This window comes from Bradyrhizobium sp. BRP19 (assembly GCF_020194195.1).
In the GTDB taxonomy this organism is placed as follows: domain Bacteria; phylum Pseudomonadota; class Alphaproteobacteria; order Rhizobiales; family Xanthobacteraceae; genus Bradyrhizobium; species Bradyrhizobium yuanmingense.
The window spans coordinates 253,314-259,776 of record NZ_JADYVZ010000010.1 but is presented as its reverse complement, the minus strand read 5'-3'; the positions used below and the strand labels follow the sequence as shown (position 1 = coordinate 259,776).

Annotated in this window: 6 protein-coding genes; all 6 read left to right on the top strand. The window is 66.5% G+C overall.

Annotation, left to right across the window (positions count from 1 at the left end):
• The first annotated feature begins 78 nt into the window (after positions 1-78).
• The 6 genes from I6F36_RS27065 to I6F36_RS27040 are packed head-to-tail and all read left to right on the top strand — an operon-like array spanning position 79 to position 6,462.
• Positions 79-1,101, top strand: a complete 1,023-nt coding sequence (locus tag I6F36_RS27065) for a xanthine dehydrogenase family protein molybdopterin-binding subunit (RefSeq protein ID WP_036013333.1) — start codon at positions 79-81, stop codon at positions 1,099-1,101.
• A 10-nt stretch (positions 1,102-1,111) separates the two neighbouring features.
• Complete coding sequence (locus I6F36_RS27060) at positions 1,112-1,993, top strand: MoxR family ATPase (protein ID WP_109144209.1); 882 nt, start codon at positions 1,112-1,114, stop codon at positions 1,991-1,993.
• A complete protein-coding gene (locus I6F36_RS27055; RefSeq protein WP_225172528.1) occupies positions 1,990-3,108 on the top strand; it encodes a VWA domain-containing protein in 1,119 nt (372 codons plus the stop codon). The genes I6F36_RS27060 and I6F36_RS27055 overlap by 4 nt, the downstream gene beginning before the upstream one ends.
• On the top strand, positions 3,105-3,989 hold the full coding sequence (locus I6F36_RS27050) for an amidohydrolase family protein (protein WP_225172527.1): 885 nt from the start codon (positions 3,105-3,107) through the stop codon (positions 3,987-3,989). Before I6F36_RS27055 ends, I6F36_RS27050 begins: the two co-directional genes overlap by 4 nt.
• A 30-nt stretch (positions 3,990-4,019) precedes the next feature.
• The gene (locus I6F36_RS27045) at positions 4,020-4,868 is read left to right on the top strand and encodes an MBL fold metallo-hydrolase (protein ID WP_036023756.1); all 849 of its coding nucleotides are present in this window, start codon (positions 4,020-4,022) and stop codon (positions 4,866-4,868) included.
• 19 nt (positions 4,869-4,887) lie between these two features.
• Positions 4,888-6,462, top strand: coding sequence for an isochorismatase family protein (locus I6F36_RS27040; RefSeq protein ID WP_225172526.1), 1,575 nt, complete (start codon positions 4,888-4,890; stop codon positions 6,460-6,462).
• Position 6,463: the final 1 nt, after the last annotated feature.

Here is a 6,463-nt window from a genome sequence, read left to right as displayed (position 1 = left end):
CTCCCCCGCCCCGCCCGGCCGCGCCATCGCACGGCGCGACCCGATTCTCCTCCGTGTTCGGCACCAGGAGACGCTGAGATGACCCGGCATCGTGGACGCGGCATGGCGTCGATCAACTACCCCATCGGCATGAATCTCGGCGGCGATCCGAGCCAGGCGCTGGTGCATTCCAACCCGAGCGGCAAGTTCACCGTGGCCTTGTCCTCGATCGACCTCGGCCAGGGCATGAAGTCGGTGACGCGCCAGATCTGCGCCGAGACGCTCGGCGTGCCGGTCGAGGACGTCTATGTCGACACCGCGGATTCCGACACCGGCCCGCATTGCATGGGCTCGTTCGCCTCGCGCGGCACCCATCGCGTCGGCAACGCCGTGATGGCCGCCGCCCGCGAGGCGCGCGGCGTGATGATGGAGGCGGCGGCCGAGGAGCTCGAGGTTAACGCCGCCGATCTCGAGACCGACGGGCGCGGCAACATCCACGTCAAGGGCGCGCCGCACCGCTCGATCTCGACAAAGGACGTGGCCATTGCTGCGCAGTTCAAACAGGGCAAGACCATCTCCGGCCGAGGCATCTTCCTGGTGCCGCTCTCCAACGTCGACCCTGAAACGGGCGAGATGTCGCCGGCAACCTGCTATGCCCATGCCTGCCTTGTCGCCGAGGTCGAGGTGGACGATGAGACCGGCGAGGTCGCGATGGTCCGGATGGACTCGGCTTACGAGCTCGGCCGTGCGCTCAATCCGCGCCTCGTCGAGCAGCAGCTGGTCGGCGGCGCTTGGATGGGCGTCAGCCACGCCCTCTACGAGACGCCGGAGCCGTACTATCCCGATCCTGTCCACGGGCCCCGCGACTTCGTCGAATATCTGATGCCCGGTCCCGGCGACATCTGTCCGCATGATATCGCCGTGCTGGAGCGCCCCGCCCCTGACGGTCCGTTCGGGGGAAAAGGCCCTGGCGAGATGTGCGCCAATCCGGTGCTGCCCGCGGTGGCGAATGCGATCTTCAACGCGGTCGGCGTGCGGATCGACGACCTGCCGATCACGCCCGAGAAAGTGCTGCGGGCGATCAAGGCGCAGGGCGGCGCGCGGCCGCAGGCGCGGCGTTAGAGGATCGGCCGTGGCGGTTCGCAGCAACATCGTCGGCATCGACAGCCCGGAGGCGCTGGAGCGGGCGTTGCGCGCGGCCTATTATCTCGCCGACGAAGGGCTCGCGACCGCCGCCTATCTCGGCCTTGCGCTGGGCAAGCCGCTGCTGCTTGAAGGCGCGCCCGGCGTCGGCAAGACGGAGGCGGCAAAGGCAATAGCTGCCGTGCTCGGCCGCCGCCTGATCCGCCTGCAATGCTACGAGGGCATAGACGCCTCTGCCGCGCTCTATGAGTGGAACTATCCACGCCAGATGCTGGCGATCCGTCAGGCCGGCGACGAGAGCATCGACATCTATGGCGAGACGTTCTTGATCGAGCGGCCGATGCTGGCGGCCCTGCGCGCACCTGATTCCACCGTGCTCCTGATCGATGAAATCGACCGCGCCGATCAGGAGTTCGAGGCCTTCCTGCTCGAATTCCTCTCCGACTTCCAGATCTCGATTCCCGAGCGCGGCACGGTCCGCGCGGCCGAGCGGCCGGTGGTCGTGCTCACCTCGAACCGGACCCGCGATCTGCACGAAGCCTTGCGCCGCCGCTGCGTCTATCACTGGATCGATTATCCGACGGCGGAGCGCGAGGCACGCATCATCATGATGCGCGCCTCCAGCGTCGCCGAAACCACGGCCCGCGCCGTCGTCGCGGCCGTCGAGAGATTGCGGCGTGAACCGCTGAGCAAGGCCCCCGGGATCGCCGAAGCCGTCGACTGGGCCGAGGCCGCGACCCTCCTCAACAAGGGCGGCGCGCGCTGGCCTGATGCCTTCAAACGCTCGATCGGCGTCGCGCTGAAGGACGAAGAGGACCTGCACTTCATCGCGCCGCGGCTCGATGCCATGCTCGCGGAGGCGACCGCATGAGCATCGAGCCGCAGCTCCCGCGCGCTGCCCGCACCTTTGTTTCCTTCGTCGCCCTGCTGCGTGCCAACGGCTTCGCCGTCGCGCCGGAGCAGACCACCGCGTTCCTCGCCGCGATTGCGCTGCTCGGACCGCGCAAGCTCGAGGACATCAAGCAATCTGCGCTCGCCACCCTCGCCCCTCCGCCCGAGCGCCGCGCCACCTTCGATCGGCTGTTCGACCTGCATTTCCGCGGCAGCGAGGCGATCGAGCGTGCCGACGACGGCGAGGACGACGAGACCGTCCGTCTGCAGGAGGAAGGTCGCGGCGACGAGGAGCCCCTGCTCTCCGACGAGGCCAACGAGTCCGGCCTGACTGCATCGCGCACTGAGGCGCTGGTCGAGCGCCGCTTCGTGCAGCTATCCACGACCGATGCCCTCCGACGCCTGGCACGCGAGGCGCCGCGGCGCCTGCCACGGCGGCGCGGGCACCGCCGCATGCGGGCGCGCCGCGGCCCCTTTGCCGACCTCCGCCGCACTTTACGCGACTCTGTCCGCAGCGACGGCGAGATCCTGCGACTCGGTCACATGAAGCGGCGGCAACGCCCGCGCAAGGTGTTACTGCTGATCGACGTCTCCGGCTCGATGAAAAGCCGCACCGACGAGAACATGAAGCTTGCGCATGCGCTGGTGCAGGCCGCGCCCAATGTCGAGGTCTTCACCTTCGGCACGCGGCTGACCCGTGTCACGCGTGCACTGCGTCTGAAACGGCGCGAGCAGGCGCTGAGCGCCGCGGCGCATCTGGTCAGCGACTGGGACGGCGGCACCCGGATCGGCGACGCGCTGCAGGCGTTTCTGGCGGTCCCGCGGTTCGGCGGCTACGCCCGCGGCGCCGCTGTGATCATCGTCTCCGACGGGCTCGAGCGCGGCGAGCCGGACGCCCTCCGCGACGCCGTCGCGAAACTGTCGCGGCGGGCGTGGCGGCTGAGCTGGCTGACGCCGCTCGCGACAGGCCCCGCGTTCCGTCCGCAGACAGAAGCGCTGGTCGCGATCGAACGCTTCGTCGACGATCTCGTGGACGGCGGGTCGAGCGCCTCGATCGTCGCCCACGTCCTGGCATTGGGAAGGAGAGCTGCGTGAACGATATCGTCGACGGCCATCATCACATCTGGCGGCAGGCCGACCTGCCCTGGCTGACCGGCCCCATGCAGCCCCGCATCTTCGGACCGTACGAGCCGATCCGGCGCGATTATCCGATCCAGGAATATCTCGACGATCTCAAGGACAGCGACGTCACCCGTTCCGTCTATGTGCAGACCAATTGGGCGCCTGAGCATTTTGAGGAGGAAGCAGCGTGGGTACAGCGTACCTCCGACGAACATGGCTGGCCGCACGGCATCGTCGCTTACGCCAATTTTGCGGCCGAGGACGTCCGTCCGCAGCTCGACCGCCTCAAGCGTTATCCGCTGCTGCGCGGGGTGCGCATGCAGCTGCATTGGCACGAGAACCCGCTCTATCGCTTCGCGGCGCGTCCGGATCTCTGCGCCGACCCGACGATCCGTCGCAATGTCGCACGTCTTTCCGATTACGGCTGGAGCTTCGATTTGCAGGTGTTCACGCCGCAGATGCCGGATGCTGCGCAGCTGGCCGAATCCTGTCCCGGCGTGACCTTCATCCTCCAGCATGCCGGCATGCTCGAGGATCTCTCGCCGGCTGGACGGGCGGCCTGGCGCGCCGGGATGGCCCGGCTCGCGAGTTGTCCGAACGTGGTCTCGAAACTGTCCGGGCTCGGCACCTTCATCCATCGCAACGATCCCGCGCATATCGCCGCCGTGCTCACCGATACCGTCGCGATCTTCGGCGCCGAGCGATGCCTGTTCGGCTCCAATTTTCCGATCGAGAAATTGTGGACCAGTTATCGCGAGCTCGTCGCAGCCTTTCGCGCCGCCGCCGCCCCGTTCAGTGCGGAGCAGCAGGATGCGATCTTCAGGACGACGGCGACGCGCGTCTATCGGCTTTGACAGACAAGAAACGAGACGGGAGGGAAACGAATGGCGCTGGAGATCAAGATCCTGGACTACGGCGATATCGAGCTGGAATCGAGCTTCCTGGTGCTCGGCCGCGACTGCGGCCGCACCCGCCGCGTCCTCACGCTCGGCTTTTTGATCCTCGGCGGCAAATATCCTGTTGTCGTCGACACCGGCTATCGCTCCAACCAGATCATGGAGACGCTGGGCATGCGCGGGCTCCAGTATCATGAGAACATGATCGAGAACCAGCTCGCGCGCCACGGCGTTCGCATGGGCGACGTTCGCTTCGTCTGCCACACGCATTTGCATATCGACCATGCCGGCAAGGACGACCTGTTTCCGATGAACACGACCGTCGTGCTCAACCGCAAGGAGCTCGAATATTCCGTCTCCGGCCTGATGCATCCGCAATATCCCGCGCCAGACATCAAGCACCTGATCGACCGGCTGCATACCAAGAGCGCGCTGCGCTTCCTGGACCTCGAGATCACCGGGCCGATCGAGCTGATGCCCGGCGTCTATTGCGACGCCGCCAACGCGCACACCGAGGGCTCGATGAACATCATCGTCGAGACCGCCGACGGCATCGCCACCATCTGCGGCGACGTGATCTACGACTTCAACGACCAGATCGTCACGCCCTTCCATGAGATCCACGATTGGGAGCCGCGTACCACCGGCAACCATGGCACCACCAAGCGCGCGGAAAAGGCGGCGATCAAAAAGCTGCTGAGCAGCTCGCGCTACCTGCTCCCGGTCCACGACCGTCCCGCCAAGATCGAAGGCGGCAATGTCGTGGGGCGTCTGCACGATCAAGTCCCTGGCCCGATCGTGCAGTCGCTGCCCGAGCGCAACTGGTTCCCGGCTTGACGTTGTCGAGGATCGACCGATGACGCATGTGACGTTGCGAAGCGAGTTCGAAACCCTGATCGACCCCTATGCGCCGGTCGCACAGATCGGCACTGGCTTCGACTTCACGGAAGGGCCCATCTGGCATCCGGTCGATCATTATCTGCTGTTCTCGGACATGCCGGCCGACGTGCGGCGGCGCTGGGATGCGCGGCGCGGCGTCGTCGAGGTCAAACGCCCGTCGAACAAATGCAACGGCATGACCTATGACGCCGAGCTCAATTTGATCGTCTGCGAGCACGCGACCTCGTCGCTGATCCGCGAACGCCCGGACGGACGGCGCGAGGTGCTGGCCTCGCATTTCGGCGGCCAGGAGCTCAACAGCCCGAACGACGTCTGCGTGCACTCATCCGGCGCGATCTATTTCTCCGATCCATGGTATGGCCGCATGCCGGTCTATGGCGTCGAACGGCCGCGCCAGCTCGGCTTCCAGGGCGTCTACCGCGTCGTGCCGGGCGGCGAGCCGAAGCTCGTGGTCGAGCGCAATCTGTTCGACCAGCCGAACGGGCTATGCTTCTCGCCGGACGAGAGGCTGCTCTATGTCAACGACACCGTGCAAGCCCTGATCCGCGTGTTCGACGTCAACAGCGATGGTTCGCTGTCCAATGCGCGCGTGTTTGCGAGCGGCATCAAGTCCGAGCTCGAGCCCGGTCTGCCCGACGGCATGAAGTGCGATCAGCACGGCAACATCTGGGTCACCGCGCCCGGCGGCGTCTGGGTCTATTCGCCGCGCGGCGAACTGCTCGGCAAGGTTCGCGTGCCCGAGCTCGTCGCCAACCTCGCCTGGGGCGGGCCGGATTTCCGCACGCTCTATCTCACCTCGACACATTCGGTGTATGCGATCCCGACCCGGGTCGGCCCGCGCCATGAGCCCTATATGAGCGGCCGGCGCGCTGGCGGCGGAGCAAGCCCGGGCTCATCGCCAGCCGCGCCTATTCTGAGCGAGGGCGAGATGCGGCTCGATCCGCAACGCTGCGCCATGATCATTCAGGATCTCCAGAACGACGTCATCATGGACGGCGGGGCTTTCGCCGAGTCGGGCGCGCCGGGTCATGCCAAGCAGCAGCATGTCGTGGAGAATGTGCGGCGCCTGGCGGAAGCCGCCCGCGCCCGCGGCGTCACCATCATCCATGTCTGGTTCGTGGTCGAGCCCGGCGCGCCCGGCGTCACACTGAACGCTCCGCTGTTCGAAGGTCTCGTCGACAGCAAGGCGATGGTGCGCGGAAGCTGGGGCGCGGCTCCCGTTTCAGGTCTCGAGCCACGGCCCGGCGATTTCGTCGTCGAGAAGATGCGGATGAGCGCCTGGGAAGGCACGCGGCTGGAGACGATCCTGAAAGCGACCGGTCGCGACATGATCATCAATACCGGCGCCTGGACCAACATGTCGATCGAGCACACGGCGCGGACCGGCGCCGACAAGGGCTATTTCATGATCGTGCCCGAGGATTGCTGCTCGACCATGAATGCCGACTGGCACAACGCCTCGATCAACTTTGCCATGCAGAACGTCGCGGTCGTGACCAGGGCCGACGCCGTGATCCGAGCGCTGGGATGAG